At 69.1% G+C, this 26,057-nt stretch carries 28 protein-coding genes and 1 pseudogene; 21 read left to right on the forward strand and 8 right to left on the reverse strand.

Going from position 1 to position 26,057, the window contains the following annotated elements; all coding sequences use genetic code 11:
- Positions 1–13: 13 nt before the first annotated feature.
- A complete protein-coding gene (locus PUR26_RS20635; RefSeq protein ID WP_329874276.1) occupies positions 14–283 on the reverse strand; it encodes a DUF1876 domain-containing protein in 270 nt (89 codons plus the stop codon).
- A 148-nt stretch (positions 284–431) separates the two neighbouring features.
- Positions 432–1,358, reverse strand: coding sequence for an SCO1860 family LAETG-anchored protein (locus PUR26_RS20640; protein ID WP_329873917.1), 927 nt, complete (start codon positions 1,356–1,358; stop codon positions 432–434).
- 332 nt (positions 1,359–1,690) lie between these two features.
- Here PUR26_RS20640 and PUR26_RS20645 point away from each other — a divergent pair, with 332 nt between their 5' ends.
- Together PUR26_RS20645 and PUR26_RS20650 are read left to right on the forward strand one after the other, a co-directional pair.
- Entirely contained in the window at positions 1,691–3,745 is a 2,055-nt protein-coding gene (locus PUR26_RS20645; RefSeq protein WP_329873918.1) for a penicillin acylase family protein, read from the forward strand.
- Positions 3,732–4,313 carry a GNAT family N-acetyltransferase gene (locus PUR26_RS20650; RefSeq protein ID WP_329873919.1) on the forward strand — a complete coding sequence of 194 codons (582 nt, stop codon included), beginning with the start codon at positions 3,732–3,734 and terminating at the stop codon, positions 4,311–4,313. The genes PUR26_RS20645 and PUR26_RS20650 overlap by 14 nt, the downstream gene beginning before the upstream one ends.
- On the opposite strand, the gene PUR26_RS20655 is transcribed toward PUR26_RS20650, so the two are convergent.
- The gene (locus PUR26_RS20655; protein ID WP_329873920.1) at positions 4,303–5,394 is read right to left on the reverse strand and encodes an amidohydrolase family protein; all 1,092 of its coding nucleotides are present in this window, start codon (positions 5,392–5,394) and stop codon (positions 4,303–4,305) included. The two genes, PUR26_RS20650 and PUR26_RS20655, sit on opposite strands and share 11 nt — an antisense overlap.
- 82 nt (positions 5,395–5,476) lie before the next feature.
- On the opposite strand from PUR26_RS20655, the gene PUR26_RS20660 reads away from it, so the two are divergent.
- Positions 5,477–6,577 carry a pyridoxal-phosphate-dependent aminotransferase family protein gene (locus PUR26_RS20660; protein WP_329873921.1) on the forward strand — a complete coding sequence of 367 codons (1,101 nt, stop codon included), beginning with the start codon at positions 5,477–5,479 and terminating at the stop codon, positions 6,575–6,577.
- Here PUR26_RS20660 and PUR26_RS20665 read toward each other — a convergent pair.
- On the reverse strand, positions 6,558–7,433 hold the full coding sequence (locus tag PUR26_RS20665; RefSeq protein ID WP_329873922.1) for a LysR family transcriptional regulator: 876 nt from the start codon (positions 7,431–7,433) through the stop codon (positions 6,558–6,560). The two genes, PUR26_RS20660 and PUR26_RS20665, sit on opposite strands and share 20 nt — an antisense overlap.
- 924 nt (positions 7,434–8,357) lie before the next feature.
- Between PUR26_RS20665 and ectA the strand changes: the two genes are divergently transcribed.
- From ectA to PUR26_RS20690, 5 genes and pseudogenes are all read left to right on the forward strand, one after another.
- Positions 8,358–8,906: a diaminobutyrate acetyltransferase gene (gene ectA, locus PUR26_RS20670; RefSeq protein WP_329873923.1), complete on the forward strand. Its 549-nt coding sequence runs from the start codon at positions 8,358–8,360 to the stop codon at positions 8,904–8,906.
- 28 nt (positions 8,907–8,934) lie between these two features.
- Positions 8,935–10,203: a diaminobutyrate--2-oxoglutarate transaminase gene (ectB, locus tag PUR26_RS20675; RefSeq protein ID WP_329873924.1), complete on the forward strand. Its 1,269-nt coding sequence runs from the start codon at positions 8,935–8,937 to the stop codon at positions 10,201–10,203.
- Between the two features lie 66 nt (positions 10,204–10,269).
- The gene (locus PUR26_RS20680) at positions 10,270–10,668 is read left to right on the forward strand and encodes an ectoine synthase (RefSeq protein ID WP_329873925.1); all 399 of its coding nucleotides are present in this window, start codon (positions 10,270–10,272) and stop codon (positions 10,666–10,668) included.
- A gap of 3 nt (positions 10,669–10,671) precedes the next feature.
- Positions 10,672–11,547, forward strand: coding sequence for an ectoine hydroxylase (thpD, locus tag PUR26_RS20685; protein ID WP_329873926.1), 876 nt, complete (start codon positions 10,672–10,674; stop codon positions 11,545–11,547).
- A 324-nt stretch (positions 11,548–11,871) separates the two neighbouring features.
- Positions 11,872–12,311: pseudogene (locus PUR26_RS20690) on the forward strand (substrate-binding domain-containing protein); the annotation flags it as partial.
- Between the two features lie 105 nt (positions 12,312–12,416).
- Here the strand turns inward: PUR26_RS20690 and PUR26_RS20695 are convergent.
- Positions 12,417–13,496 carry an alkene reductase gene (locus PUR26_RS20695; protein ID WP_329873927.1) on the reverse strand — a complete coding sequence of 360 codons (1,080 nt, stop codon included), beginning with the start codon at positions 13,494–13,496 and terminating at the stop codon, positions 12,417–12,419.
- Positions 13,497–13,633: 137 nt separating this feature from the next.
- On the opposite strand from PUR26_RS20695, the gene PUR26_RS20700 reads away from it, so the two are divergent.
- Positions 13,634–14,200 carry a MarR family winged helix-turn-helix transcriptional regulator gene (locus PUR26_RS20700; RefSeq protein WP_329873928.1) on the forward strand — a complete coding sequence of 189 codons (567 nt, stop codon included), beginning with the start codon at positions 13,634–13,636 and terminating at the stop codon, positions 14,198–14,200.
- Here PUR26_RS20700 and PUR26_RS20705 read toward each other — a convergent pair.
- Positions 14,149–15,195 (reverse strand): aminotransferase class V-fold PLP-dependent enzyme, encoded by a 1,047-nt coding sequence (locus PUR26_RS20705; protein ID WP_329873929.1) that lies wholly within the window; start codon positions 15,193–15,195, stop codon positions 14,149–14,151. The genes PUR26_RS20700 and PUR26_RS20705 overlap by 52 nt on opposite strands.
- 116 nt (positions 15,196–15,311) lie before the next feature.
- Complete coding sequence (locus tag PUR26_RS20710) at positions 15,312–16,037, reverse strand: DsbA family oxidoreductase (protein WP_329873930.1); 726 nt, start codon at positions 16,035–16,037, stop codon at positions 15,312–15,314.
- A gap of 54 nt (positions 16,038–16,091) precedes the next feature.
- Between PUR26_RS20710 and PUR26_RS20715 the strand changes: the two genes are divergently transcribed.
- From PUR26_RS20715 to PUR26_RS20755, 9 genes are all read left to right on the forward strand, one after another.
- A complete protein-coding gene (locus PUR26_RS20715) occupies positions 16,092–17,771 on the forward strand; it encodes a recombinase family protein (RefSeq protein WP_329873931.1) in 1,680 nt (559 codons plus the stop codon).
- A gap of 158 nt (positions 17,772–17,929) precedes the next feature.
- On the forward strand, positions 17,930–18,079 hold the full coding sequence (locus tag PUR26_RS20720; RefSeq protein ID WP_329873932.1) for a hypothetical protein: 150 nt from the start codon (positions 17,930–17,932) through the stop codon (positions 18,077–18,079).
- 736 nt (positions 18,080–18,815) lie between these two features.
- Positions 18,816–19,265 carry a hypothetical protein gene (locus PUR26_RS20725; protein WP_329873933.1) on the forward strand — a complete coding sequence of 150 codons (450 nt, stop codon included), beginning with the start codon at positions 18,816–18,818 and terminating at the stop codon, positions 19,263–19,265.
- 104 nt (positions 19,266–19,369) lie between these two features.
- Complete coding sequence (locus PUR26_RS20730; protein ID WP_329873934.1) at positions 19,370–19,510, forward strand: hypothetical protein; 141 nt, start codon at positions 19,370–19,372, stop codon at positions 19,508–19,510.
- A gap of 331 nt (positions 19,511–19,841) precedes the next feature.
- Positions 19,842–20,063 (forward strand): hypothetical protein, encoded by a 222-nt coding sequence (locus PUR26_RS20735; RefSeq protein WP_329873935.1) that lies wholly within the window; start codon positions 19,842–19,844, stop codon positions 20,061–20,063.
- Between the two features lie 20 nt (positions 20,064–20,083).
- Positions 20,084–20,569, forward strand: coding sequence for a hypothetical protein (locus tag PUR26_RS20740; RefSeq protein ID WP_329873936.1), 486 nt, complete (start codon positions 20,084–20,086; stop codon positions 20,567–20,569).
- A gap of 719 nt (positions 20,570–21,288) precedes the next feature.
- Positions 21,289–21,582 (forward strand): hypothetical protein, encoded by a 294-nt coding sequence (locus PUR26_RS20745; protein WP_329873937.1) that lies wholly within the window; start codon positions 21,289–21,291, stop codon positions 21,580–21,582.
- A 125-nt stretch (positions 21,583–21,707) separates the two neighbouring features.
- A complete protein-coding gene (locus PUR26_RS20750; protein WP_329873938.1) occupies positions 21,708–22,058 on the forward strand; it encodes an HNH endonuclease in 351 nt (116 codons plus the stop codon).
- 196 nt (positions 22,059–22,254) lie between these two features.
- Positions 22,255–22,464 carry a hypothetical protein gene (locus PUR26_RS20755; protein WP_329873939.1) on the forward strand — a complete coding sequence of 70 codons (210 nt, stop codon included), beginning with the start codon at positions 22,255–22,257 and terminating at the stop codon, positions 22,462–22,464.
- Between the two features lie 179 nt (positions 22,465–22,643).
- Here PUR26_RS20755 and PUR26_RS20760 read toward each other — a convergent pair whose 3' ends face one another.
- Positions 22,644–23,990: a tetratricopeptide repeat protein gene (locus PUR26_RS20760; protein WP_329873940.1), complete on the reverse strand. Its 1,347-nt coding sequence runs from the start codon at positions 23,988–23,990 to the stop codon at positions 22,644–22,646.
- 131 nt (positions 23,991–24,121) lie between these two features.
- Between PUR26_RS20760 and PUR26_RS20765 the strand changes: the two genes are divergently transcribed.
- The 3 genes from PUR26_RS20765 (at position 24,122) to PUR26_RS20775 (ending at position 25,890) form a co-directional block, all read left to right on the forward strand.
- Positions 24,122–24,373, forward strand: coding sequence for a hypothetical protein (locus PUR26_RS20765; protein WP_329873941.1), 252 nt, complete (start codon positions 24,122–24,124; stop codon positions 24,371–24,373).
- Between the two features lie 169 nt (positions 24,374–24,542).
- The gene (locus PUR26_RS20770; protein ID WP_329873942.1) at positions 24,543–24,986 is read left to right on the forward strand and encodes a hypothetical protein; all 444 of its coding nucleotides are present in this window, start codon (positions 24,543–24,545) and stop codon (positions 24,984–24,986) included.
- 76 nt (positions 24,987–25,062) lie between these two features.
- Positions 25,063–25,890, forward strand: coding sequence for a protein kinase (locus PUR26_RS20775; RefSeq protein WP_329873943.1), 828 nt, complete (start codon positions 25,063–25,065; stop codon positions 25,888–25,890).
- The last annotated feature ends 167 nt before the right edge of the window (positions 25,891–26,057 follow it).

Below are 26,057 nucleotides of genomic sequence, written 5' to 3' on the forward strand. Positions count from 1 at the left end.
GCGGCGCCCGGTGTCACATCGCCAGGTGGGCCGGGATGTGGGTCACCTCCTCGATCTCTCCACCCGCCTTCTTCATGAGATCGCGGGAGAGCTGGTTGAGCGCGCGTGCCGCCGCGATCTCCTCGCCGATCCGCTGCTGCTCCATGTCGTCGGGGTGCCGCTTGGCGTGACCGTGCCCGCGCATCTCCGTACCGTCGGGCAGCCTCACCATGCAGGCCGCCCTGGTCCTGCTCCCTTCCTCGGCGAACTCGACCTCGACATGCCATCCGACGAGTGTCTGCATCACGCTCACCTCCTGGGCTGTCCCTCCAGCGTGCACCCGCGCGCGGGCGCCTGCGCGCCCGGACGGCGGGACGCGGTGGCGGACGTCCGGCGCCCCCTGTCCCGCGCGTGCGGACAGGGGGCGCCGGACGGTCGCGGGCCGGGGGAGATCAGTCCCGGGAGCGGCCCCTGCGGGCCAGGACCAGTCCGCCCGCGCCCGCCGCGAGCAGGGCGAGCGCACCGCCCATCAGGTAGGGGGTGGTGGAGCTGCCGCCCGTTTCGGCGAGGGCCTCTTCGGCGGGCTCGACGGCCGACTGCGCCCGCACCCCGTCGGCGTCGGGCACGTCGGACGCCTCGGCGGGCTGCGCCCGCGCGGTCGGCGATGTGCAGGTGGCCTCGGCGAGGGTGACCGCTCCGGTGACCTCCGCGACGTTCAGCCGCAGGGGGTTCACGGAGACCTTGAGGCCGAGCGCGGTGGCCGCGGCCGTGCGCGAGGTGGTGTGGGTGTTGGACAGGTCCAGCGCCACCTGGCCGACGCCCGGAACGTCGACCTTCGTCGGTCCGCCGGCGGTGAGTGTCACCTTGCGGCCGAGGACCGTGACGTGGCCGAGCAGGTTCGATTCGGCGACCGGGCGGCGGCCCGCCTCGCAGACCGCCCTGGAGGTGACCTTCTCGACCTCGATGAGCGACAGCAGGGGCAGACCGGGCACGTGCACCTTCGCCTTGGCGAGGTTGACGGTCCCCTCGGCCTTGCGGGCGTCGGAGGTGGCGGTCGCGGTGGCCACGTCCGCACGCAGCACGCCGACGGGCCTGCCCTGGTCGACCCCGTCCAGCCGCACGCCGAGGGTGGTCTGCTCGGCGTTTCCCGGGGCCCGGACGTCGTTGAGGGTGGTCCTCAGCGGCACGTCGACCGTTCCGTCGAGCAGGGAGACGTCCAGGCCGGCCCGCAGGACGACGGCGGTCGCCCGTCCGTCGCCCGTGCCCCCGGTGGCGTGCGCCGCGGGCGCGGCGAGCAGCGACGGACCGGCGGCGAGCGCCATGACCGCGGTGGCGGCGGCGCCCCGGCGTGCGGGCATGCGGAAGGTGTTGCTGTTCACGGTGGTGGAACCCCCACGGGAGACATGGCGTCGCCGGCCTCGGCCACGGGGACGTGTGGGCGGCGGCGACGGGGACACCGGAATCCTTACGCACGGAGAGTGAACCGGTGGACACCTGAAGTGAGTTCACCCCAAAGTGGGGTTTTCGCCTTCACATTCGAATCTTTCGGCATACCCGTTCACACGTGCCTCGCACACCACTCGCAGAGGTAAAGGTGTTTCAACGATCCTTCAGCCGCATGGTCACAGGTCGTCAACCGGACCCCCGGATTGATTCCCCGGCACCCGTGGGCTTAAGTTAGGCCAGCCTAACCATAGAGATCGGGACAACAGTGAGCATCGAGGTCTACCGGGACACCTGGGGCATCCCGCATCTCCGAGCCGCCGACGCGCGGGAACTCGCCTACGCGCAGGGCCGGGTCACCGCCCACGACCGTGCCTGGCAGCTGGAGATCGAACGGCACCGCGCGCAGGGCACGTCGGCCGCGTTCCTCGGCGCCGACGCCGTCGAGTGGGACACCTTCGCCCGCCGTTCACGGCTCGCCGACACCGCGCGGCGCTGCCTGCGCGGCCTCGACGCGGACACCCGTGCCTGGCTCACCGCGTACGTGGACGGGGTCAACGCCGGGCTGGCGCAAGGCGCCCGCCGCGCACCCGAGTTCGCGGCCGCCGCGCTCGTCCCCGGCCGCTGGGAGCCCTGGACGCCCCTGGCGGTCTGGCTGTCGACGCACATCCTCTTCGCCGGCTTCCCCACCAAGCTGTGGCGCGACGAGGTCGCCCGCCGGCTCGGCGACGAGTCCGTCGAGCTGTTCGCCACGGACGGCCCGGGCACGGCCGGCAGCAACGGCTGGCTGGTCACCGGCGAGCGCACCGCCACCGGGGCGGCCCTGATCGCGGGCGACCCGCACCGGTTCATCGAGGCGCCGGGCGTGTACCAGCAGATCCGGCTGGCCTGCCCCGAGTACGACGTGATCGGCCTGGCCGTCCCCGGGGTCCCCGGCCTGGCGCATTTCGGCCACGCCGGCACGGTCGCCTGGGCCATCACCAACGCCATGGCCGACTACCAGGACCTGTACCGGGAGCAGCTGCGGCGCGACGGCGACGGCTGGGCGGCGCTCGGCCCCGACGGCTGGCGGCCCGCCCTCGCGCACACCGAGACCATCGAGGTCAGGGACGCCGAACCGGTCGTCGTCGAGGTCGTCGAGACCGAGCGCGGCCCGCTGGTCATCACCGACGGCGCCGGGAGCGGGATCAGCCTGCGCTACCCGCCGCGCGTGACCGGTGAGCTCGGCTTCGCCGCCCTTCCCGCCCTCCTCGCCGCCCGCACCGTCGCCGATGTGGACCGCGCCTTCGACCTCTGGGCGGAACCGGTCAACGTCGTACAGGCGGCGGACACCGAGGGCGGCACGCTGCACCGGACCGCGGGCCGGGTGCCCCGGCGCCACCGCGACAACCTGCTGCGGGTCGTACCGGCCTGGGAGCCCGGCCACGAGTGGAGCGGCGACCACGAGCCGCTGCCCCGCGAGCGGGTGGACGGGGTCGCGGTGATGGCGAACGCACGCGGGCTGGCGTCGCCGCTCGGGGTCGAATTCGCGCCGCCGCACCGGGCGGAACGGATCCGCCGCCTCCTGGACGGGTCGACGAACTGGTCCGCGCCGGAGATGGCGACGATCCACCGGGACACCCACCTCGCCTCCGCACGGCCGCTGCTGGCGCTGGCGGCCGGGCTGGAGGGGCTCGGCCAGGACGCCCTGGAGCTGCGGGACCGGCTGCTGTGCTGGAACCGCAAGATGGCCGCGGACAGCACCGACGCGGCCGTCTTCGCCGCCGTGCGCGCGGCCGTGGTGCGGCGGCTGGCCGCCCACCCCGCGCTGAGCGTGCTCGCCGAGCCGCCCGCGTACCCGCTCCTCTTCCGACCGTGGCTCGCGCTGGTGCCCCGGATCGCCTACGCCCTGGAGACGCTGCTGACCGGCGGCCCCGTCCCGCCGGACGACCGGGCGGCCGCCGTGCGCGCCGCGCTCGAAGAGGTGGCCGCGCGCCCTCCCCGGGAGCCGTGGGGCGCCACGCACCGTCTCGCCCCCTGGTCGGCGCTGCCGGACGGCGTCGACGCCGAGGACCGGCCCGGTCTGGACGGCGATCACGACTGCGTGCTGTCCACCTCCAGCGTCCCCGGCATCACGGACCTGAGCGCCCGCGGCCCGGCCGCGCGCTACGTGTGGGACCTGGCGCGGCGCGAGGACAGCCTGTGGGTGGTCCCCTTCGGCGCGTCCGGCGTACCCGGCGACCCGCACCGGCGCGACCAGCTGCCGCTGTGGCTGCGGGGCGAACTCGCCCCGGTCATCACCGACTGGAACAAGCTCACCGAGGAGCGGCATGACCACCATTGAGTCCGGCCACGGACAGCCCGTCCACGAGCAGTTCGTGGAGGGCTTCGGGACCTTCCGCGTCATCCCCGTCGATCCGGCGCGGGACGCCGCGCTGCTGCACGCCTGGGTGAGCGAGGACCGGGCCCGCTTCTGGGGCATGCGGGAGACGACCGTCGAGGACGTACGGGAGATATACGCGCACCTGGACTCGCTCACCACCCACCACGCGTTCATGGTGCACCGGGACGGGGAGCCGGTCGCGCTCTTCCAGACGTACGAGCCGGAGGCCGACCGCGTCAGCGAGTGCTACGAGGTGGAGCCGGGCGACCTCGGCGTCCATCTGCTGATCGCCCCGACGGCCGCGCCCGAGCGCGGGTTCTCGACCGCTCTGGTGACCGTGCTGAAGACGTACGCGCTGACCGGCCGCACGAGGCTGGTGGCCGAGCCCGACGCGGCCAACGAGAAGGCGGTCGGGCTGCTGGCGCGCAACGGCTTCGAGGCGGGCCCCGAGGTGGTCCTTCCCGAGATCGTCCTTCCCGAGGTCCACCTGGAGGAGAAGCGGGCCCGGCTCCTGTTCCTCACCCGATGACGCGTCCTTCGACGATCACCCGCCGCGGCGCCGCCAGCACGCGGACGTCCGCGCGCGGGTCCTCGTCGTAGACCACCAGGTCCGCCGGGGCGCCCTCCTCCAGGGCGGGCCGCCCCAGCCAGGCCCGGGCGCCCCAGGTGGTCGCCGACAGGGCGTCGAGCGGCGGGATGCCCGCCTTGACGAGTTCGGCGACCTCGGCGGCGACGAGGCCGTGCGCCAGCGAGCCGCCCGCGTCGGTGCCGACGAAGACGGGGATGCCGGCGTCGTACGCTCCGCGGACCGTGTCGTACCGGCGCTCGTACAGCCGCCGCATATGGTCCGACCAGCGCGGGAACTTCTCCTCCCCGCCGGCCGCGAGCCGCGGGAAGGTGGCGATGTTGACCAGCGTGGGGACGATCGCGACCCCGCGCGCCGCGAAGAGGGGGATGGTGTCGTCGGTCAGGCCCGTGGCGTGTTCGACGCAGTCGATCCCCGCCTCGACCAGGTCGCGCAGCGAGTCCTCGGCGAAGCAGTGGGCGGTGACCCGGGCGCCCAGCCGGTGCGCCTCGGCGATCGCCGCCTCGGCCTCGGCGCGCGGCCAGCAGGCCGTCAGGTCGCCCGCGTCGCGGTCGATCCAGTCGCCGACGAGCTTCACCCAGCCGTCACCGCGGCGCGCCTCCCGCGCGACATGGGCGACCAGGTCGCCCGGCTCGATCTCATGGGCGTAGTTGCGGATGTAGCGCCGGGTGCGGGCGATATGCCGGCCCGCCCTGATGATCTTCGGCAGGTCCTCGCGGTCGTCGATCCACCGGGTGTCCGCGGGTGATCCGGCGTCCCGGATCAGCAGCGTGCCCGCGTCCCGGTCGGTGAGGGCCTGCTTCTCGCTGGTCTCCGCGTCGACGGGGCCGTGGGCGTCCAGCCCCACATGGCAGTGCGCGTCGACCAGGCCGGGCAGCGCCCAGCCGCGCACGGTCGTGACGTCCTCGGCGAAGGACGGCCGGTCGTAGGTGATCCGCCCGTCGACGGCCCACACCTCGTCCCGCACCTCGTCCGGGCCGAGGAGCACCCGCCCCTTCACATGCAGCACCGCGTGATCGCTCATGTCCAGCACTGTACGAGCCCGGTGGGGGGCCCTGGGTACCCTCCCTGGAGTACTCCGTACATGACGAAAAGAGAGCATCGCCGTGACGCATCCCCTCCTCGACCTGGCCCCGCTGACCGCCGCGCACTTCGCGGCCATCGAGCGGCGCGTCGCCTCGCTCCTCTCCACCGAGCAGGATGTGGTGATCACCCAGGGAGAGGCCCTGCTGCCGCTGGAGGGCTGCATCCGCGGGGGCGCGCGGCCTGGTTCGACCGCGCTGAACGTGGTCACCGGACCGTACGGCCAGACCTTCGGCAACTGGCTGCGCGACTGCGGCGCGAACGTCGTCGACCTGGAGGTGCCGTTCCACACGGCGGTGACCGCCGAGCAGGTGGAGAGGGCCCTGGCCGAGCACCCGGAGATCGACTTCGTCTCGCTGGTGCACGCCGAGGCCGCCACCGGCAACACCAACCCGGTCGCGGGGATCGGTGAGGTCGTCCGGGCGCACGGCGCGCTGTTCATGCTGGACGCGGTGGCCTCGGTGGGCGCCGAGCCGCTGCTGCCGGACGCGTGGGGCGTGGACCTGTGCGTGATCGGCGCGCAGAAGGCGATGGGCGGCCCGGCGGGCGTCTCGGCGGTGTCGGTGAGCGCGCGGGCCTGGGAGCGGTTCGCCGCCAACGCGGCCGCGCCCCGGCGCTCCTACCTCTCCCTGCTGGACTGGAAGGAGCGCTGGATCGACGGTGGCCGCAAGGCGCTGCTGCACGCGCCGGCTCAGCTGGAGATGCTGGCCCTGGAGGCCTGTGTGGAGCGCATCGAGGCCGAGGGTCTGGAGGCGCTGATGGCCCGGCACGCCTCGGCCGCGGCGGCGACCCGGGCGGGCGTGCTGGCACTGGGCGGCGGTCTGGAGCCGTATGTGCGCGACGCCCGGGACGCGGCGCCGGTGGCCACCACCCTGCGCACGCCGGCCGGGGTGGACGCGTCCGCGCTCGTGGCGAAGGCGCTGGCCGCCGACCCGTCGCTGCCGCTGATCGCGGGCGGCGGGGCGTTGGCCAAGGAGATGATCCGCGTCAACCACTACGGCGTGGACGCCACGCGGGGCGTGGTGCAGTCGTCCCTGGCGGCGCTGGGCGCGGCGCTGGGCGAGACCGGCGCGTCGGTGGATCTGGAGGGCGCGCGGCGCGCCGTCACCGACGCGTGGCGGTGACCGTCAGCGCGTCCAGCAGGGCTTGTACGGGCGGGACGAGCGGTCGCCCCGCCGGTACGGCCAGCGAGACCGGGACCGCCAGGTCGGGGAGCGTGCGGAAGGCGACCCGGGCGATCGGCGGCAGCGGGCCCACCGGGTAGAAGAGCGTCCAGGACGGCTCGGGGTCGGCGGCCATCCCGCTGAGGGTGTCCTGGAGCGTCGTGAACGGCGGGCCGGGTGTCCAGCGCGGCAGCGCGGCCGTGACCAGGTCGTGGAAGGCCGGGTTCGCGGTGCGCGGGGCCAGTCGCAGGGGCAGTCCGGCGAGCCGGTCGAGGCTCGGCGGTTCGTCCTCGGCGAGGGCGTGGGAGGCGGGCAGCGCGGCGATCAGGGGGTCGGCCCACAGCGGATGCAGGATCACGCCCTCGACCCGCCGTACGGTGCGCACCAGCGCGGCGTCGAAGGTGCCGGAGCGCACCGCCGACAGCCGGGCCTCCTGCGGCGCCCTCTCCAGCCGTACGCGCAGCCCCGGCCGGTGGGAGGCCAGCGTGTCGAGGGCCCGGTAGACACGGTCGGCGAAGGCCCGGGTGGTGCCCAGCCGCACGAGGCCCTGGGTGCCGGACGTGATCCCGTCGGCGGTCTCGCCGACCCGGGCGGCGGCGGCGAGCGCCGCCCGGGCCTCGGGCAGCAGCCTCTCGCCCGCCGAGGTCAGGCGGATGTGCCGGGTGGAGCGGTCGAAGAGCCGCAGTCCCAGCTCCCGCTCCAGCCGCGCGATCTGCCGGCTCACGGAAGCCTGGACGGTGTGCAGCCGCTCGGCGGCCCGCCCGAAGCCGAGCTCCTCGGCGACGGCGACGAAATACTCCAGCTGGCGCAGCTCCACTGCCCGTCCCCCACCCATCGCCCCTCGCACATCGTGATCGCTGTGCTGATCAACCGCTTCCTGGTCGGGCGTTCTTCCCGCCATGTACGTGTTTCCGGCGCGCACTCGACGCTGAGACGTACGTGTGGGGAGACCGTGATGACTCATCCGGCGGTGCGGGAGAACACGGCGGAGACGGCGGAGCCGGCCTGGGGGGCGGTGTTCCGGCCGCCGACGGGCGCCTCGGGGCCGCTGGGCCCGCTGGGCCCGCTGGGCCCGCTGGGGGCGAACCGGCTGACGCCGCCGGCCGGGGCGGACGGGACGAAGCCGCACCGGCATCCGCGGTCCACCGGGTTCTTCCACGTGCCGGGCGGCACGCCGCGGCTGCCGCTGGGGACCGGGAGGGTGACCGCGACGGAGGCGGGCCCCGTGGGCGTGCCCCCGGGGCCGGTGCACGCCTTCGGGGCGGGGCCGGCGAAAGGGGCGGATCCGCCGGCGGTGGTCACTCCCGGGGCGGAGCGGTTCGGCCGCTTCCGGCGGCCGGGACGGATCGCGCGGGGCAGGCATATCCGGCGGGGCCTCCCGGCGCGCCGGGAGGAGTACGGCGTGTATTTCGCACCAACAGAATGGCGACGTTAATCAACGAATACATTTCCGGCGTATTGTGTGGTCGGCTTCCCGCATTCTCCTGCCCCGCATCCACGACCCTAAACACCAAGATTCCATCAGGGTCCGATTCGCAATTCGGGCAGGCGTCAAGGCGGCTTCCATGGTGTGACCGACTCCACATTGTGACCGAATTGCCCGTATATTTTCGGGCAAAAGCATGCGCTGGACGGCGTGCGACCCGACTGAACTCGCGCACGCGCGATAACACACGCCCCGCCGCCACCCAACCCCCTTCCCCGATGCAATTTCAGAATTTGCTGGGTAAGTTCAATCGACATGACCGCCGCACAAGCAGACCTTGCACGTGCCCGAAACGAATTCCACCGGGCTGACCCGCCGGCCATCGGTATCGACACTCCGCGAGTGGAGGACGGGGCCGCGATCTGGCGTATCGCCCGCGACTCCGAGGTCCTCGACCTCAACTCCTCCTACAGCTACCTGCTGTGGTGCCGGGACTTCGCCGGCACCTCCCTGGTGGCCCGCGACACCGACGGTGAGCCGATCGCCTTCGTCACCGGGTACATCCGACCGCAGCGACCGGGAACCCTCGTCGTGTGGCAGGTCGCCGTGGACCGGGCCCACCGCGGGCGGGGTCTCGCGGGTGTGCTGCTGGACGCGCTGACCGCCCGCCTCGCCGGCGACGGCGTCCACACCATCGAGACGACCGTCACCCCGGACAACACCGCGTCCGACCGGCTGTTCGCCTCGTACGCGCAGCGCCACGGCGCGTCCCTGGAGCGTGAAGTCCTCTTCGACGGCGGGCTGTTCCCCGACGGGTCCCACGAGCCCGAGGTCCTGTACCGCATCAGTCCGATCGCCGCCTGAACCCCACCCCCCATCAGGAGTGACCGCTGTGACCATCACCCCGCCCGCCCTGAGTGTCTTCGAGACCCTGGAGTCGGAGGTGCGCAGCTACTGCCGCGGTTGGCCCGCAGTGTTCGACCGCGCGCAGGGCGCCCGCCTCACCGACGAGGACGGACACTCGTACCTCGACTTCTTCGCCGGTGCCGGATCCCTCAACTACGGCCACAACAACCCGGTGCTGAAACGCGCGCTCATCGACTACATCGAACGTGACGGCATCACCCACGGCCTCGACATGGCGACGACCGCGAAACGCGCCTTCCTGGAGTCCTTCCAGAACGTCGTGCTGCGCCCGCGTGATCTGCCGTACAAGGTGATGTTCCCCGGCCCGACCGGCACCAACGCCGTGGAGGCCGCCCTCAAGCTGGCCCGCAAGGTGAAGGGGCGCGAGTCGATCGTCTCGTTCACCAACGCGTTCCACGGGATGTCGCTCGGCTCGCTGGCCGTCACCGGCAACGCCTTCAAGCGCGCCGGGGCCGGCATCCCGCTGGTGCACGGCACGCCGATGCCGTTCGACAACTACCTGGACGGCCAGGTACCCGACTTCCTCTGGTTCGAGCGTCTGCTGGAGGACCAGGGCTCCGGCCTCAACCAGCCGGCCGCCGTGATCGTCGAGACCGTGCAGGGCGAGGGCGGCATCAACGTCGCCCGGCCCGAGTGGCTGCGGGCGCTGGCCGACCTGTGCCACCGCCGGGACATGCTGCTCATCGTCGACGACATCCAGATGGGCTGCGGCCGCACCGGCGCCTTCTTCTCCTTCGAGGAGGCGGGCGTCACCCCGGACATTGTCACCCTGTCGAAGTCCATCAGCGGCTACGGACTGCCGATGTCGCTGTGCCTGTTCAAGCCGGAGCTGGACGTGTGGGGGCCGGGCGAGCACAACGGCACCTTCCGCGGCAACAACCCGGCCTTCGTCACGGCCACCGCCACCCTGGACACCTACTGGGCCGACGGCCAGATGGAGAAGCAGACCATCGCCCGGGGCGAGCAGGTGGAGCAGGCCCTGCTGTCGATCTGCGACGAGAACTCCGCCTACGGGGCCCACTACCGGGGCCGCGGGCTGGTCTGGGGCCTGGAGTTCGCCGACAAGGAGCGCGCCACGGCGGTGTGCCGCCGGGCGTTCGAGCTCGGTCTGCTGCTGGAGACGTCCGGCCCGCAGAGCGAGGTGGTCAAGCTGCTGCCGCCGCTGACCATCACGCCCGAGGAGCTCGACGAGGGGCTGCGCACCCTGGCCCGCTCGGTCCGCGAGACCGCCTGACGGGCGAGGCCGCCCGGCCGCGCAGCGCCACCTCACCACGTACGCACGAAAGGGAGTTGCACCACCGTGATCGTCCGATCGTTCAAGGACATCGAGAACACCGAGCGCCATGTGAAGGCCGCCTCCGGCACCTGGGAGAGCAAGCGCATCGTGCTCGCCAAGGAGAAGGTGGGCTTCTCGCTCCACGAGACCGTCCTGTACGCGGGTACGGAGACGTCGATGTGGTACGCGAACCACATCGAGGCCGTGCTGTGCGTCGAGGGCGAGGCCGAGCTGACCAACGACGAGACGGGCGAGACCCACTGGATCGAGCCGGGCACGATGTACCTGCTCGACGGCCATGAGCGGCACACGATGCGCCCCAAGACCGACTTCCGGTGCGTCTGCGTCTTCAACCCTCCCGTCACCGGACGGGAGGACCACGACGAGAACGGCGTCTACCCGCTGCTCACCGAGGAGGCCTGAACGATGACGACGACCACGACCCTGCAGGACCTGTACCCCACCCGAGGCGCGTCCGAGGTCGTCACGCCCCGGCGGGACCCGGTCGTCTGGGGGCCGCTGACCCCGGAGCTGGAGTCGTTCGAGCGGGACGGCTTCCTCGCCGTCGACCAGCTGATCGCGCCGGACGAGGTCGAGGTCTACCGGGCCGAGCTGGACCGGCTCATCGCCGACCCGGCGATCCGGGCCGATGAGCGTTCGATCATCGAGCCGAAGTCCCAGGACGTGCGGTCGGTGTTCGAGGTTCATCGGATCAGTGACGTCTTCGCGAAGCTGGTGCGCGACGAGCGCGTGGTGGGCCGGGCGCGCGAGATCCTCGGCTCGGACGTGTACGTCCACCAGTCGCGGATCAACGTGAAGCCGGGCTTCGGCGCCTCGGGCTTCTACTGGCACTCGGACTTCGAGACCTGGCACGCCGAGGACGGGCTGCCGCGCATGCGGACCGTCTCCGTGTCGATCGCGCTGACCGAGAACCACGACACCAACGGCGGCCTGATGATCATGCCGGGGTCGCACCGGACGTTCCTGGGCTGCGCCGGCGAGACGCCGAAGGACAACTACAAGAAGTCGCTCCAGATGCAGGACGCGGGCACGCCGTCGGACGAGGCGCTGACGAAGTTCGCGGACGAGCACGGCATCAGGCTCTTCACCGGCAGGGCGGGGTCGGCGACCTGGTTCGACTGCAACGCCATGCACGGCTCGGGGGACAACATCACCCCGTTCCCGCGCAGCAACGTCTTCATCGTCTTCAACAGCGTGGAGAACACCGCGGTGGAGCCGTTCTCGGCTCCCGTCCCCCGGCCCGACTACATCGGTGCGCGGGACTTCACCCCGGTGCGCTGACCCCCCGGCCGGGGGTCCGGGGGTCGCCCCCGGAACAGCACGGCATCGGCGCGCGGGACCTCACCCCGGCGCGCCGGCCCACCGGCTCCGTCGTTCCGGAGGGGCGCCACGGGACATGGCGTTCCTCCGGGACGACGGTACCGCCGTACGGGACCCTCACTCCCGTACGGCGAGGGCATGACGAAGGGGCGGGGCCGGTCTCGGCCCCGCCCCTTCGTCATGCCCTCAGCGGTGGCTGAACCACTTCGCCGCCGGCAGCAGCTTCCCGTCGTAGTCGAACAGCGCCCGGTTCTCCCACGCGTTGCCGGACGCCGGGTCGGCCGGATCCCAGCCGCTTCCGGCGACCCGGTGGTGACCCAGCTGCGCGAGGCGGGCGTGCCGCTGGTCGCCTGCGGCACGCCGCTCGGGCAGAGCGCCGGGGTCAGTCGGGGTCAGTTACGTCGCGGCCGACGACCGGGAGGGCGCGCGGGAGATGGTGCGCTACCTGTACGCGTCGGGGCGCCGCCGGATCGCCACGGTGACCGGCCCGCCGGACACGCCGGGCGGTGTCGAGCGCCTGGCGGGCTACCGCGAAACGCTGGCCGAGTGCGGGTTGCCGGCCGACGACGCGCTGGTGGTGCCGGGTGACTACAGCCGGGCGAGCGGCGAGGCGGCGGGTGAGCTGCCGCTGGAGCGCGCCCCGGGCGTGGACGCGGTGTTCGTGGCGTCGGTCCTGATGGCGCAGGGCGTGCTCGACGCGCTGGGGCGGGCCGGGCGCCGGGCGCGCAGCCCCTCCGCGACCGCCCCCGGAGCCTCTGCCCCGGGGGGGGTGCGGGCCGCCGGGCGGTACACCCGGTGCGGCGGTCGGGCGGTACACCCGGTGCGGGCGGTCAGCCTCCGAGGGCCGGGTAGTCCGTGTAGCCGCGGTGGTCGCCGCCGTAGAAGGTCGCGGGGTCGGGGGTGTTGTACGGCCCCTCGGCCCTGAGCCGGGCCGGCAGGTCGGGGTTGGCGATGAACAGCGCGCCGAAGGCGACGAGGTCGGCCGTGCCGTCCTCGATCAGCGTGAGGGCCTCCCGCCCGGTCGGTCCCTCGGTGGCGGGGTTCAGCACGAAGGCGCCGGAGAACTGCTTGCGCAGCGCCAGTGTCAGCTCCCGGGTGCCGGGTGCGGCCTCCAGGACGTGCAGATAGGCCAGGCCCAGCGGCTCGACGGCCTCCACGAGCGCGGTGTACGTGGGCTCGGGGTCGGGCTCCTCGATGCCGTTGAAGGGGTTCCCGGGCGAGATCCGCAGGCCGGTGCGCTCGGGGCCGATCTCGGCGGCGACCGCCCGGGTCACCTCGACGGCGAAGCGGATGCGCCCCTCGACGGAGCCGCCCCAGGCGTCGGTGCGGCGGTTGGAGCCGGGCGCCAGGAACTGGTGGATCAGATAGCCGTTGGCGCCGTGCACCTCCACGCCGTCGAAGCCGGCGTCCACGGCGTTGCGGGCGGCCGCGGCGTACTCGGCGATGGTGGCGCGCACCTCGGCGTCGGTCAGTTCGCGCGGGGTGACGAAGTCCTTGGGGCCTTCGTGGGTGAAGACCCTGCCGGGCGCGGCGACGGCGGACGCGCCCACCGGGTGGAGGTCCCCGGGGTGGTCGGCGAGCAGGTCCGGGTGGCCGATCCGCCCGGTGTGCATCAGCTGGGCGAAGATCCTTCCGCCCTTGGCGCGTACGGCGTCGGTCACCGTGCGCCATCCGGCCTTCTGCTCCTCGCTGTGCAGTCCGGGGGTGTCCGGGTATCCCTGGCCGACCGGTGAGGGCTGGATGCCCTCGGTGATGATGAGACCGGCCGAGGCGCGCTGCGCGTAGTACTCGGCGGTCAGCTCGGTCGGTACCCGGCCGGCGGCGGCCCGGCTACGGGTCATCGGCGCCATGGCGATGCGGTTGGCGAGCTGCGTACCGGAGAGGTCTATCGGGTCGAAAGCGGTGGTCATGGTGGCTCCCGAAGGTTTATGTGGTCGGCCAAGTAATCTCGCTCGCCGCCACTGTAACGCATTACTTGGCCGACCAAGGTAATATTGGGGACATCGCAGTCCGCAGCAGCACCACACCGCCACCGCGAGGAGCGCCGATGTCCCCCCACCGCCCGGAGAAGGGGGCCGATCCCCTCTGTACCGACCGTCTGCCGTCCGCGGCGCGCGGCGGACCGGTCAGCCACACGATCTCGCGCGTGGCGCGACTGCACCGGATCGTGGCCGGCAAATTCCTGCGGGCGGCCGGGATCTACCCGGGCCAGGAATTCGTGATGATGTACCTCTGGGACCAGGGTCCGGTCCGCCAGTCGGAGCTGATCAAGGCGGTGGACCTGGACCCCTCCACGGTCACCAAGATGCTCCAGCGCCTCGAACAGAGCGGCCATGTGCGGCGCTCCCCCGACCCGGCCGACCGTCGCGCGGTCCTGGTGGAGGCCACCGGCAGCAGTTGCTCGCTGCTCGACGAGGTGAGGGACGCCTGGTCGGGGCTGGAGGAGCACACCCTCGCCGGGCTCGGCCCGGCCGAGCGGGCGGAGCTGGCCCGGCTGCTGGCCAAGGTCGAGGCGAACCTCTGCAAGGAGTCCTACGGCTGCCCGGATTCCGGGGAGGACGCTCAGCCGGAGAGCACGTCCAGCGTCCGGTCCACGTCGGCGGCCGAGTTGTAGAGGTGGAACGCGGCGCGGAGGCGGCCCGCGCGGTCGGCGACGACGATGCCCGACCGCGCCAGCGCGGACTGCCGCCCGCCGAGGCCCGGAACGGCCACGATGGCCGAATCGCCGGGAACCGGCTCATGGCCGAGCCGGATCAGCCCGTCCCTGAAGCGGGCGGCGAGCGCCGTGTCGTGGGCGTGGAGGGCGTCGACGCCGATGCCCTCCAGCAGGGCGAGGGACTGCGCGGCGCCGTGGTACGCGAGGAAGGAGGGCGGCTCGTCGAACCGGCGCGCGGAGGTGGCGAGCCGTTCCACCGGGCCGTAGGTGCTGGTGTCCAGGTCCTCGCCCGCGAACCAGCCCGCGTGGACCGGTACCAGTGACTCCTGCGCCTCCTCGCTGACGGTGAGGAAGGACGCGCCGCGCGGGCAGAGCAGGAACTTGAAGCCGCCGGTGACGGTGTAGTCGTACAGACCCGCGTCGAACGGCAGCCAGCCCGCCGCCTGGGTGGCGTCCACGAGGGTACGGGCGCCGTGCCGGGCCGCGGCCGCGCGTACCGCCGGGAGATCGGCGATCCGGCCGTCCATGGACTGCACGGCGGAGAAGGCGACCAGCGACGTCCCCGGCCGCACGGCGTCGGCCAGTGCCTCCAGCGGCACGTACCGCGGCTTCAGGTCTCCCCGCACCGTGAACGGGGTGATGACGGAGCTGAAGTCCTCCTCCACGAGCAGGACTTCGGCGCCCGGCGGCAGCGAGCCCGCGATCAGCCCGACGTGCACGGAGACCGTCCCGCCGACGGCGACCCGGTCCGGGTGGACGCCCACCAGCCGGGCGAACGCCGCTCGCGCGGCGGCCACGGCCTCGAAACTGCCCGCACCGTCGGGCCGGCCGGCGGCGTTCTGTTCGGCCAGCGCCTTGACGGCCTCGACGGTCCGGCGGGGCAGCAGCCCGCAGGAGGCGGTGTTCAGGTACGTCTGCGCGGGCGCGAACTCGGCGTCTCCCGGAGTGTCCATGCCACCACCCTGGGGCCCCCTCGACCGCGCGTCAATCACACGCGGCCGGGGGCCGGGTCGCGTCCGCGCGCCCCGCCGGGGACGCCTCGCCGGTCCGGCCCCCTCCGGACGAGGCCCTAGACGTCGCAGGCGCCGTCCGTGCCGCAGACGTCGGCGCCCGCGGCGACCGGCTGGATCACGCGGCCCTGCCAGGCCTGCTCCAGCGCCTGGGTGAAGACCTCGGCGGGCTGGCCGCCGGATACCCCGTAGCGGCGGTCGAGCACGAAGAAGGGGACGCCGGTGGCGCCCAGTCCGGCCGCCTCGCGCTCGTCGGCGCGCACCTCGTCGGCGTAGGCGTTCTCGTCGGCGAGGACGTCGCGCGCCTCGTCCGGCGCCAGGCCCGCCTCGACCGCGAGCGTCAGCAGCACCTCGGGGTCGAAGACGGATCGCTCCTCGGCGAAGTTCGCCCGGTAGGCGAGCGTCAGCAGCTCGTCCTGCCGGCCGCGGGCCTTCGCCAGGTGCAGCAGCCGGTGGATGTCGAACGTGTTCCCGTGGTCCCGGCCCTCGGTGCGGTACGCGAGCCCCTCGGCCCGGGCGTTGGAGGCCACGTGCTCCTCCATGCCCCGGGCCTCCTCGGGCGTGCGCCCGTACTTCTCCGCCAGCATGTCGACGACCGGCGCCACGTCCCCCTTGGCCCGCCCCGGGTCCAGCTCGAACGACCGGTGCACCACCTCGACCTCGTCCCGGTGCGCGAAGGCCGCGAGCCCCTTCTCGAAGCGCGCCTTCCCTATGTAGCACCACGGGCAGCCATGGACCAAGGGAACCAGACCGGCCCTGACCTGCGGAAACAAGGGATCTAGCATCCCACTCCCTAGCCCTAGGTCAGAGCTGGACGGCCTATGGCGAATGGACCCCTGATGGAACGCGAAGACCTTCCCAACCTGCGGGCGCTGGGATTCGAAGACGACGAACTCAAGACCCTGGGACTCTGGGACCCGGTCACCGGCGACCCTGCCGACCTGGCAGAGATGTACGTCCGGCGCAGCAAGAAGAAGGACACCCTTAGCGCACTGCGGGAACAGGTCCGCCGCATGTGCTGGCACGCCGGACAAGAGGGAAAGCGAATCCGGCACGTCTGGTTTGAACAGAAGAGCGCCAGCAAGGCTTACATCCGGCGCGAGGAGTTCGAAAAGGCAACGGCCGCAATCACCGGCGCTGGCCTCTCCAAGACACTCTATGTCTTCAAGACCAGCCGCCTTTCCCGTCGGGGCATGGGTCAGGTCGGTCTCTTGCTCGACAAGTTCGAGGAACGGCAGGCCCGTATCTACGTCGTCGCGGAGAACATTGATTCCCGGCGAAGCCGAATGGTGCTGGCCATCCTGAGCGAGCAAGCACGGGAGCAGGCCGCAGATATCAGCGAGTTCGTGAAGATCAGCATTGACGGCAACAAGTCAGACGGACGCTGGACCGGCGGAGTAACGCCATTCGGTCTCTACTCCCCCAAGGGTTCCGGAAAGCTCAAGCTCCACCCGTCTGAGTACCCCATAGCGCGCCGCATCGCTGAGTACCTTCTCGATCGCAGGACGCCGGGCTGGATTGCTGACAAGCTGAACAGCGAGAGAATCCTCACGCGTCACGGCAAGAAGTGGGCAGGGCCGGGAATCGTCGCACTCGCCCATTCTGTCGCATGGGCTGGACTGGTCGTCATTCGGGAAAAGATGCTGGATGAGAACGGGAACGACGTAGGCAAGTATCACAGGGGTGGGGTACCCCTTCTGAACAAGCATGGCCACCCGATTTCATGCGGCGAGGGGGTCATCACGTTCGCGGAACACGTGAAGATTAAGGCCATTCTTGCTGAGCGCGCGCAGCCCGGAACCAGCATCGGCGACAAGACGCGCGGGAAGCGAGAGATTGTTTCCCTTCTCTCCTCCACTCTTCGCTGCGGTCTCTGCAATGGCCCGATGGGGAACGGTGGGATCAATTACCGGTGCTACGCCCGTCAGGTAGAAGGCCCTACGTCCTGCAAGGGAGTTTCGACGGATCGCAAGCGCGCCGATGCCGCCGTTACGACTATGTGGCTAACCCACATCCTCAGCCTTTCTCCGAGCTCCCCGACCATCCTGGCCATTGCGAAAGACTGGCTGGCATACAACGACCCGGACAAGGAAGCGCGCAAAGCTCACGTAAGCGCCGCTCTTGAGTCGGCCGTGGGTCGGGAAATGAAGCTGGAAAAGGAGTTCTTCGTTCTGGGTCGGATGGATGAACAGAAGTACGACCGACTTCGGGAACAGGTGGCGGCTCAGATTGCGGAACTGAAAGCCGAACTGGCGGAGCTGTCCCAGGAAGCCGATCTTACGCCCCTGATGGACCCGCTTTCTCTGGCCGAACTCTGGGAAGACGCCGGAGTCGGCGGGCAGCGCGCACTACTCAAGGCGGCTTTGAAGGGAATCGCACTGGCCCCCGCTAAGTACCGGGGTGACCGGACGCCAATCATGGAGCGACTGGAACCCCACTGGAAAGACGAAAGCGGAAACCCGGCGGAAGAAGCCGCATGGGACAGGTGGGGAAGGCGGCACGCTCAAACCGCAGTCTGATCTAGAGCAATGAATTGGCACCAGGCCCGGCCGGACTTTGGCGAGTGAGACCGGGCCTGGTGTCCCTCTCAAAGGGAAGGCACCAGGATATGACAAGCGCAGAGCGCGCACAGTGGCAGGCAAACCAGGACGCCAAAGACGCTGCATGGGAACGCGAGTTGGAGTGGCGGCAGATCACGCGGAAGCTGGAAGCCCTGTACGGCGCCCAGAAGGCCGGAGATGGCTCCGGTTACACCCGACAGCGCATAGGACGGCTTGAGGCCCTACAGCAGGCGCTCATGGGCTTCCCGGCGGCGCTGGCCGACTAGCGCAAGCGACCTGACAACAGCCCCCGTTGGTCCCAGTGACCGGCGGGGGCTTTTGCATGCCCACCAGGGACTGCCGGACGGCATACCGCACACAGAACCCTGAGCGACCCCCCTGAGCGCCTTCTAGCCCCTCATAACCCTGAGAGACCAGCGGACTCCCCCCGTGCCCTCAGGGGGCCGCTCAGGACTTCCAGGGTCGGGCCGTGGCGGACAGCGGGAATGGGAGCGGAAATCGCCGCCGTGTAGATAGGTTTTCTGACCCGCCGTCAGAAACACCTTCTGACCTGCATGAATGTAGAAGTGTAGAAGTGCACCCCACTTCCAATCTAAGTCCCACGCATAGAGAGCAATAGCCGGACCGGCCTCACTTTCTACACTTCTACACACCGAGAATGCCCCGGATTCTGTAATCCATGTGACGTGCACCACATTAGAATTCCAGCGTTTCGCCATTTGTGCAGGTCAGGGGCCTATTGGTCACTCTCTGGCGGGCATTCCACTCCCTAGGTTAAGGGTGTAAGGGGGAGTTAGTCCCTCAGCGTGGGCGGCCACCACACCGGGCCCGCGAAGTGACATCCCAGCTATGGGGGAATATCCATAGCCACTGAACCGGCCCCCGGGCACGGGTTGAGAGATCTAAGGCGCGTGGTGGCCTCTTGGATCGCTCCCCGTGTCTGGGGGCTTTTTTCGTTTCCGCGCGCTGATTCGCGGGCCACCACACCAAAGGATTTTCACCATGCCTACGGCAGAGTACGAATACAAGGCGGCGCACAAGCGAGTGGTTGAGGTTAAGGGACCGGCCAGCCATAAGGCTTGCGCGTTCTGCGGGACCTTCGCCGCTGAGTGGGCCTACAACCACCAGGACCCTGCCGAGGTTTACCGGGACGGCTATCTGTGGTCTGAGAACACGGCCTATTACACGCCGCTCTGCAAGCGTGATCACCGGGCTTACGACCGGGCATTCAGACAGCACGGTAAGGCGGTACTGCCCGCTGTGGCAGACGCCCTCACAGAAGCCGGACAGCAGCGTTACGACGGAGAGCACAGGGCGGCCGTGACAGCCTCCACCTTCCACAGATGGCGGGTCCGGGAAGCCGCGTTGGGAAACATCAGTGCCGAGGATTCTGCCGCTCTCGCTGAGACGTCCGGAGAGCGCCACATTCCCAGGACCGTAGGCAACCACTAAGACCAGGGCGGGGGCTGTGATTGAGCCATGCGCAGCCCCCGTCCTCCCCTTTGGGTCAGATGCCGGCATCTGGCCCTCATTCCCAGAGATTCGGAGTGATTCCAATGGACCTGAGCCAGGCAATTGAAGTGCTCGAAGAGCGCACCGTAGTGCCGAAGGATGAGGGGCAGCGCACTGAGCTGTTTGCCGCCTTCGCTGTGCTGCACGTTCTCGCGCTGGGCGGTAGCGATGACCCAGCTATCTGACGCCGACCGCGCGCATGTCGCTAAGTTCGTGGCCATCGTTGGCGAAGCCCTCGAAGAGTTCCCTGGGGCCGATTCCCCGACGCGGCTTCTCTTCGACGCCTGCAAAGCTGTAAGCGGCCCTAGTTTCATTCCCCTAGGCACCTTTGATCGGCTTCTACATGCCACCGGTTATGCGCGTGGCGAGCGACGCTATGGGAAGCGTTTCATAGGCATTCGACCAAAGGACCCGGCGTTTCATGACCGGGTGTTCTACCACTACTGACCGCCTACGGATATCCGTAGGTGACCACCACTCTGTGAGGTATTTCTAATGACTGAAACTCCCTGGTACATGAGCACCACCGACACAACTTCCACCGACAAGGGAAGCCCTGAGCGCAACCGGAAGCACGTGGAATCGATTGCTGCGGGGGCCAGCGAAGAGGCCGATGCGGTGGCTGCCCATCTGCGGACCGCTGAGGCTCAGGGCGTCGACATCAACCCTAGCCAGCGTATGTCCATGGGGTACGCCGCAAACGCTCGCAAGGCTGCCACTCAGCTAGACGCCAACTGATTCCCGGAGGAAGAACACACATGACTGAGAACGCCGTTGAGAAGGCGCGCAAGGCTGCTGAGACGGCTGCCGCGAAGCTGGCTGAGGCTGAGGCCGCTGAGGATGCGCGGCTGGCTCAGATTGCCGCTGAGCGCGCTGAGCGTGCCCGTGAGTATGACCGGGACCTTCTTTCCCGATGGACGGAGATTGCCGCTGAGGCGCGTGACTCTGAGGGTGACAGGGACCTTGAATACGACCCCAATACCATGCCTTTCCTTGAGGGGCTGATTCGTTTCGCTGCGGGTCGCGAGAAGCGTCGAATTGTGTTGCAGGCGGCTCAGAATGCTGAGTCCACTCTAGAGATTCCGGTTTCACAGTGCACAGTCCCCGTGGGAGACCGCATCTATTCTGTGGACGTTGCTGCTGAGCTGACCCGGATCGTTGAGAGCGAGGTCAACCGTCGGGTAACCGATTTCGCGGAAGCCTTCGAGGCTAAGCGCAACCGGGCCATTGATGGCGAGGCGTAACCGTGCCGTATGACCTACTTGACCCGGGGCCGGACTACAACGGCCAATCCGCCTATCTGATCTGGCCCCGGGACGCCAATGGAGCGCCGTGCTTCGCAGACACGCACAGTCCGGCGGACGTGGTCTTTCCTCAGCCTGGTGCAGCACCGGTGCTCCGGGGCACGGTTCGTCAGCGTGGTGCCCTGATGGATCTCACGCATTATGACGCCGCCGGTAGTCCGCTGCTACCTCCGACCATTCCGCTAGATGTGCTTCGGCTGATGTGGGCTGACCACTATGGCTGATAGCCCGTTCTGTGAGCTGTGCACTGACGACGGTCTAGGCGTGACAGCCGACGTGAACTGTTTCTATCCGCTGACGCGTGCTCAGCTAATTGCCCGGGGCGTTTCCCGTCCGGATTCCCCGGGATACCGGAAGTCACTGTGTCTCGCCTGCTACCGGACTTGGAAGCGGAGCACCTGAGCACATCAGGGGCCGTGTTGCTGGAACTCCCCACCAGCGGCACGGCCCCTCTTGCTGCCCACAAGAACTGTTCAATTCGCCATGCCAGGTTTCCCCCTCCCTGCCGCGCTTCTCTGTGTCGGCAAGGGGGTCTCTCCCCGGGGTGTGCTGCCGCAACCTGGCACCCTGTGCCGGCGAGAAGCCCCACCATTTCTGACCTGCATTTTTCCCTGACAGCCTCTTAGCTGGCGTGTGTGCTGGCGCGAAGGAGAACACCCGTGCTCGCTGACGACTGCGCACCCTCGCACGCTGAGGCGCTGGCCCAATCGCTGAGATATGCCCTCGCTCACGCCGACGAATTGAGCGCCATTCTCTCTGACGGCAATGCCGATCCGGAAAGGGCGGCCAGCCTGGTGCAAGCCATTCGGAACATGCTGTGTTCCGCCGAGGATGAGCTAGACCCACTGGACGACGTGCAGCACGAGATAGACACCGTGGCGGCTATCCGGGGGCTCAGCGATGCGGAGCTATTCAGCGCCATTATCGACACCCCCACATACGGAAATCCGTAGGTGCCCCTGCCTCCCGAAGGGACTCCCCTCTTATGCCTAGCCTTCCTCGGCGCCGCTGCACCATGACCCCAAACTGCCCGAACCTGATAAGCGGCAAGGAACGGGCCTGTCCCGATCATGTGCACATGCTGACTTCCCGACGTGCCGAGAAGGGGACCAGCGCATACGGCAAGGACTGGCCGCGTAAGCGTGCGGCATTCCTCTACCTGAATGCGTGGTGCGTGATGTGTGGTCAGCCGTCGAAGGTGGCCGATCACTTCCCGCTGAGCCGAAAGGAGTTGGTCAAGCGTGGCGTCTCTGATCCGAATGGACATGAGCACCTGAGAGCCCTTTGCGTGCGCTGCCATAACCGAGAGACAGGCCGTAATCAAGCTGGCGGCGTTGTAGCTGAGCGCCAGCGGCAATCACGGGCTCAGCGTGAATGGGAACGCTGGACCACGAAGAGTGAATCGGAAGATGACGTTCCGCCTTTCTGAGCCGCGCCAATTCGACTATCTGACGACACGTCAGACCCTCCCCCCTGGGGGGTGACCCCCTCCGGGCCTCACAGAAGCGCGGCAGGGAGGGAAAAAGCTAGCGCCGCAACTCGAAGCCTTTGCGCGGAGATACCGACCCCCTTTTGACGCCCTGGTCACTCGCTGCCCGGGGCTTTCCTGCGCCTTGAGAGTGAGCATGAGCCCCGATTACAAGGCACGCGTTGCCGCCTTCCAACTCCTCAGCGACGAAGATCTAAGCCGCCCACTCTGGGAGATTGCGCCTGCCGACCGAACAGCCTTCCTGGCAGCACGAAACCGGCGCACCTTCGCCCGGCATTCCGCTGACGAAGACTTCCAGACTCCCGAGCATGACCAGCGCGTGACCGATTGGGCCGACACCGAGTGACCCAACGCCACGACTAGAACCAACTAGGCCCCCGATGCCTGCCCCTTGCCGGGGTGGACGTCGGGGGCCTTTTTGCGTTCCGGGAGAAGCCTTTGAAATTAGGGTGGGAAGTCTGGCCGGCGAGAGGGTGTCAGGGCATTCGGGCCAGTTCCCCCATGGGATTCGGATGCCTTCGATTCCTAGGCTGGCAGCAGGTTCGGGGGCGTCACCAGCCGTGCCCGCTCGAAGAGGTCCCGCGCTGCGTGGTTCTTGAGGTACGGCCGAATGCGGGAGTGCATTGTCTTGATGCGGTCGTCCGCCCGACCTGATTGCAGACTCGGGTAATCCTCTAGTGCGAGAGTCCACGTCTGGCACGCTGCCTCAAGGTGCCCTAGGTCGAGCTGCCTTTCGGCAAGAGTGCAGCGATGCCGGACGCGTGCGCGCCTGTAGACGCTCTGGCGAATCTTGTCCGACTCCCTCATTGCTTCGATCGATCCGGCGACATCGCCCAACTCGAACCGCACTTGGCTCGTGTGGTAAAGCAGTGAGGAAGGGTCATACGAACCGAATGCCTTGGACTGTGACTCCGCCTTTTCCATGGCCACTTCGGCTTCCTTGAGATATGCCCCGGCAGCTAGTCGCGCCCCCGTCTGGGCTGCCGCATGGGCTTGCTGCCCGGCAAGGAAGGCGCGCATTCTTGGGCCCGCTTTCGGTGAGGCGGCAGCAGCGGCATCCGCAAGCCTCATTGCCTCCGCGCCGTGCCCCAAATCGACGGCCTGAACGCTCATGCCGCGCAAAGTCGTGCAGAACGTCAGGTGATCCTCGGAAGCCCCGGCAAGCTCAAGTGCCTTGAGGTAATAGCGCTGGGCCAATCCGTGCAGCCCCTCGTCTACCGCCATGTACCCCGTGAGGTAGCAGAGATCAGAGACGGCACCCATCATGGCCTTGCGTACGCTGTCAGGTGCCTCCGCGCGTAGGTACGGGGCCGCTGTGTTCACGAGGAATGCCGCAGCCATCGGGCGCGCAGTCCGTCCGCCGAACTGGTCGTCAAGGTCAGAGATTCGCTCAGTCATGGCGGCGACGGTTTGAACATCCGCCATTCCTATCCGCTGCACGTGGCCCTTTTGAACGGCTTCCATCCGGCCGATGACGTCTGGCCAGTTGGGAATAGTCAGCGCGACGGAGAAAAGGCCAACCCCGAGAATGCTCCGTCGGGATGGGTCCATGTCTTGCCTCCCCAGGTCTAGCAACCCCTCCACCGTACTGGGGTGGTCGTGTTGCTGATCTCCGGGAGCCGGGGGGAATCCGGCCTCACTGGCCGTGACGGGGCGGCGCAACCTGCGGGAGAGGGCTTCCAAGATCAGCGGGCGCACGCCCTCTTTCGGATTGTGCCCCTTGAGCCACTGGTGCACCGATGGCTCTCGGTATCGGAGGGGCGTCCCGCGCTCTGTTCCTAGCCGGTTGATCTCCTGTGCGAACTGACGCAACGTCCAGCCGGTTTCCCGGTACAGGCGCTCTAGCCCCTCGTTCGGTTCCGGTGTAGCCACTGGCCCTCAACTCCCCGCGCTGTGAAGCCGCTTAAAGCTCTTAAGTCCTGCCGCTGTCGCAACGGTACCGCTCTGCTGTGGTTACGCGGTTGCCTTCTGTGAGCAGCCGGACGAGCACGAGAGGTGCAGCCATGAGCAGCCCTGAGAGCGCACGTGAGCACCCCCGACAGTGGGAGGCGGGGGAAACGGCGCTGGACGTCTCCAAGGGGCGTGTGGGGCGCGTCATGGGTCATGTGGGCCCGCGCTACCAACTTCGCCCGCTGAACGGTGGTCGGGAGTGGGAGGCGGACCCGGAGAGCCTGAGGGAGGCATACCAGTCCGATGCCCTCAGTGCTGCCGTGGTCACCGCCAACACGAGCCAGCGGATAAGGGAACGGATGTGAAGCCGGTTCCCCGATTCACCCCGGAACAGCGCGCGGAGATCGATGCCGGATTGGTTCGTATCTTCGCTGAGCGAGAGGCCCGGGAATGGGAGGCGGCTATATGGGGTGCGGCTCCCGTCCTTGTTCGGCGCGCTGCGGAACAGCTCATCTACCACAAGGAGAAACAGCCATGACGGCAACCGCGAACGACCTTCGGACCGGCCGCGCGCTGGTCAAGTCTGACCTGTTCGACAGCATCGCTGAGTTCACCGTGACCCACTTCGGCTACGACCTGGAGAAGGCGGAGCGCGCGACGGATCAGGCCCTCGCGTTCCTCGCCACGGTCGGCACGGCCACGGTCAAGATGGTTCCCAGCGACGACGTGGACGGCGCGCTTCACTCGTTCATCCTGCACACCGCCGACTACCGCGAGTTCTGCGAGAAGTACGCGGGCCGGTTCCTGGAGCACAACCCGCGCCCGGGTGGCGGTGGCCGGGTCCTGGAGGAGGTGCAGGCGACGGCGCACGCGATCAAGGCCAGCGGGTTCATGGTCATGGATGACCTGTGGACCGTGAACGGCGAGAATGCCGCGCAGTGTGACTCCGACTGCGGGCGGGACTACCGGGCGGTCTGACAGCCGTCCTAGCCAGAACAGGGGAAGGGGCCGGTCCTCAACTGCGAGGGCTGGCCCCGCCGTTAGAGGGTGAAGAATGATCTTTGAAGGGCCATACGATCCGCCGCCCGGCGCGCTGCAATTGCTGAATCCGGGACCGGCCGAACTGGTGCTCAACCGGCGCGGTTCGTCTGTGTGGAAGGTGAAAACGGAAGCCGGTCCGTACGCGGTGAAAGTCGGCTACCCGAGTCGAACGCACGCGTGGACCGCGCTGGCTCCTGCCCGTGAAGCGGCTGTTCTGCGTCAGCTCACCCGCGAACGGATTCTCAGCGGGGAATGGGAACACGGGACGTGGGGCGCTCAGCCGTGGCGGAGCGGAAACAGCCTCTATGACCGATGGGCACCCTGCCGGAACGGAGACGCTGAACCGAACATCGGGGAGGCCCTTTCGTGCGCCGTGGCTCTGTCCGCACTGCACGGAATGGGATGGACCCACGGGGACGTACAGCCCGCCCATTTCCTTCTCGGTGAGTCGGGCGGCGCGTTCCTGATCGATCTTGCGCTGTCCAGCGGTGGACGGATTCCCCGCGCCTATGACTTCCCATACCGGGGCTGTCTCGTCCACTACGAAGCCCCCGAAATCTCCGCCAGCGTGCTGGATTCGGGGACGGCAACCCAGACGCGGGAAGCCGACGTGTACGCGCTGGGTGCTGCCCTGTTCATCAGCGCGACGGGATGGCGGCATGTGGCTTATCCGGACGACGCTTCCCGGGAAGAGCAGCGTTGGGCGATCGTGGCGGGCCCTCACCGACCGGTAGACGTCCCTGGAGTGCTGGGAGGTCTCATCCCTCACATGCTCAGCCGTTCGCCCGCCAACCGGCCTACCAGTGCCGAGGTCTGCGAGACCCTGAGCGCGGCCCTGTAGGTCCCCCTGGACGGCCCCGTCTGTGCGCTTCCCCCGTGGCGCATGGGCGGGGCCTTCGCTGTTCGTCTGCGCTGATCAGAGGCCCCGCGATAAGCTCTGGTTCCCTTGGTTCACGGGCAGGCGATGTCGCTCCAGATCTCGACGCGCATGTCTCTCTGTCTCTCCAG

This window comes from Streptomyces sp. SP18CS02 (assembly GCF_036322365.1).
GTDB lineage: Bacteria > Actinomycetota > Actinomycetes > Streptomycetales > Streptomycetaceae > Streptomyces.